This window comes from Phaeobacter sp. CECT 5382 (assembly GCF_001457775.1).
In the GTDB taxonomy this organism is placed as follows: domain Bacteria; phylum Pseudomonadota; class Alphaproteobacteria; order Rhodobacterales; family Rhodobacteraceae; genus Pseudophaeobacter.
The window spans coordinates 1-2,675 of the sequence record NZ_CYSG01000046.1; the positions used below are offsets into that span (position 1 = coordinate 1).

The window sequence follows — 2,675 nt, forward strand, 5'->3', positions numbered from 1 at the left end:
TGACTGAAATGCCTCAAAATGTTCTTTACGATGCCATTGGGATATATCAACGGTGGTATATCCAGTGATTTTTTTCTCCATTTTAGCTTCCTTAGCTCCTGAAAATCTCGATAACTCAAAAAATACGCCCGGTAGTGATCTTATTTCATTATGGTGAAAGTTGGAACCTCTTACGTGCCGATCAACGTCTCATTTTCGCCAAAAGTTGGCCCAGGGCTTCCCGGTATCAACAGGGACACCAGGATTTATTTATTCTGCGAAGTGATCTTCCGTCACAGGTATTTATTCGGCGCAAAGTGCGTCGGGTGATGCTGCCAACTTACTGATTTAGTGTATGATGGTGTTTTTGAGGTGCTCCAGTGGCTTCTGTTTCTATCAGCTGTCCCTCCTGTTCAGCTACTGACGGGGTGGTGCGTAACGGCAAAAGCACCGCCGGACATCAGCGCTAGCGGAGTGTATACTGGCTTACTATGTTGGCACTGATGAGGGTGTCAGTGAAGTGCTTCATGTGGCAGGAGAAAAAAGGCTGCACCGGTGCGTCAGCAGAATATGTGATACAGGATATATTCCGCTTCCTCGCTCACTGACTCGCTACGCTCGGTCGTTCGACTGCGGCGAGCGGAAATGGCTTACGAACGGGGCGGAGATTTCCTGGAAGATGCCAGGAAGATACTTAACAGGGAAGTGAGAGGGCCGCGGCAAAGCCGTTTTTCCATAGGCTCCGCCCCCCTGACAAGCATCACGAAATCTGACGCTCAAATCAGTGGTGGCGAAACCCGACAGGACTATAAAGATACCAGGCGTTTCCCCCTGGCGGCTCCCTCGTGCGCTCTCCTGTTCCTGCCTTTCGGTTTACCGGTGTCATTCCGCTGTTATGGCCGCGTTTGTCTCATTCCACGCCTGACACTCAGTTCCGGGTAGGCAGTTCGCTCCAAGCTGGACTGTATGCACGAACCCCCCGTTCAGTCCGACCGCTGCGCCTTATCCGGTAACTATCGTCTTGAGTCCAACCCGGAAAGACATGCAAAAGCACCACTGGCAGCAGCCACTGGTAATTGATTTAGAGGAGTTAGTCTTGAAGTCATGCGCCGGTTAAGGCTAAACTGAAAGGACAAGTTTTGGTGACTGCGCTCCTCCAAGCCAGTTACCTCGGTTCAAAGAGTTGGTAGCTCAGAGAACCTTCGAAAAACCGCCCTGCAAGGCGGTTTTTTCGTTTTCAGAGCAAGAGATTACGCGCAGACCAAAACGATCTCAAGAAGATCATCTTATTAATCAGATAAAATATTTCTAGATTTCAGTGCAATTTATCTCTTCAAATGTAGCACCTGAAGTCAGCCCCATACGATATAAGTTGTAATTCTCATGTTTGACAGCTTATCATCGATAAGCTGATCCGCTAATCTTATGGACAAAAATGCTAATGCTTTGCAAAGTGTGACGCTGTGCAAATATTCAATGTGGACATTCCAGCCATAGTTATAGACACTTCTGTTACTTAATTTTATCGCCTGAACTGTACGCTTTTGTTACAAAGCGCTTTTCACAAGCGGGGTTGATACGTGCTTTCATCAAGCGCAAAGTCTTGCGGAGACGGAAGCTCTGTCGTCCTGGTCGATATGGACAATTTGTTTCTTCTCTGAACATCGGGGGGTAGAGAAATCATGGCTGAAACGCAAAATGATCCGCTATTGCCGGGATATTCATTTAATGCCCATCTGGTCGCCGGGCTGACGCCAATTGAAGCGAATGGATATCTGGATTTTTTTATCGATCGTCCGTTGGGCATGAAGGGATATATTCTTAACCTGACCATCCGCGGAGAGGGCGTCATTAATAATAATGGCGAGCAGTTTGTCTGTCGGCCTGGCGATATATTATTGTTTCCGCCGGGCGAGATTCATCACTATGGACGGCATCCGGACGCCAGCGAGTGGTATCACCAGTGGGTTTATTTCCGGCCTCGCGCCTACTGGCAGGAGTGGCTGACCTGGCCGACAATCTTTGCCCAGACAGGATTTTTCCGCCCGGACGAGGCGCGCCAGCCGCATTTCAGCGAACTGTTCGGGCAGATCATCAGCGCCGGGCAAGGGGAAGGTCGCTATTCTGAGCTACTGGCGATCAATCTGCTGGAGCAGTTGTTGCTCAGACGTATGGCGGTAATTAATGAGTCGTTGCACCCGCCGATGGATAGCCGTGTGCGCGATGCCTGCCAGTATATCAGCGACCATCTGGCGGACAGCCATTTTGATATCGCCAGCGTCGCCCAGCATGTCTGCCTGTCGCCCTCCCGGTTATCACATCTGTTCCGCCAGCAGTTAGGCATTAGCGTATTGAGCTGGCGCGAAGATCAGCGTATCAGCCAGGCGAAACTTCTGCTTAGCACTACGCGAATGCCGATAGCGACCGTTGGGCGCAATGTTGGATTTGACGATCAGCTCTATTTTCGCGGGTATTTAAAAAATGCACCGGGGCAAGTCCTAGCGAGTTCAGGGCCGGATGTGAATAAAAAGTGAATGATGTGTCCACAAAGATGTCATAAGCCGTAACTATTCGAATTTCTGCCATTCATCCGCTTATTATCACTTATTCAGGCGTAGCAACCAGGCGTTTAAGGGCACCAATAACTGCCTTAAAAAAATTACGCCCCGCCCTGCCACTCATCGCAGTACTGTTGT

General features: G+C 49.6%; 1 protein-coding gene and 2 pseudogenes. 2 read left to right on the forward strand and 1 reads right to left on the reverse strand.

From position 1 onward, the window contains the following. Positions 1-81 (reverse strand): annotated as a pseudogene (locus PH5382_RS19250) (type A chloramphenicol O-acetyltransferase); the annotation flags it as partial. Positions 82-359: 278 nt separating this feature from the next. On the opposite strand from PH5382_RS19250, the pseudogene PH5382_RS19640 reads away from it, so the two are divergent. Beyond that, positions 360-446: pseudogene (locus PH5382_RS19640) on the forward strand (IS1 family transposase); the annotation flags it as partial. 1,215 nt (positions 447-1,661) lie between these two features. Further along, positions 1,662-2,513, forward strand: coding sequence for an arabinose operon transcriptional regulator AraC (gene araC / locus PH5382_RS19255; RefSeq protein ID WP_368664678.1), 852 nt, complete (start codon positions 1,662-1,664; stop codon positions 2,511-2,513). The last annotated feature ends 162 nt before the right edge of the window (positions 2,514-2,675 follow it).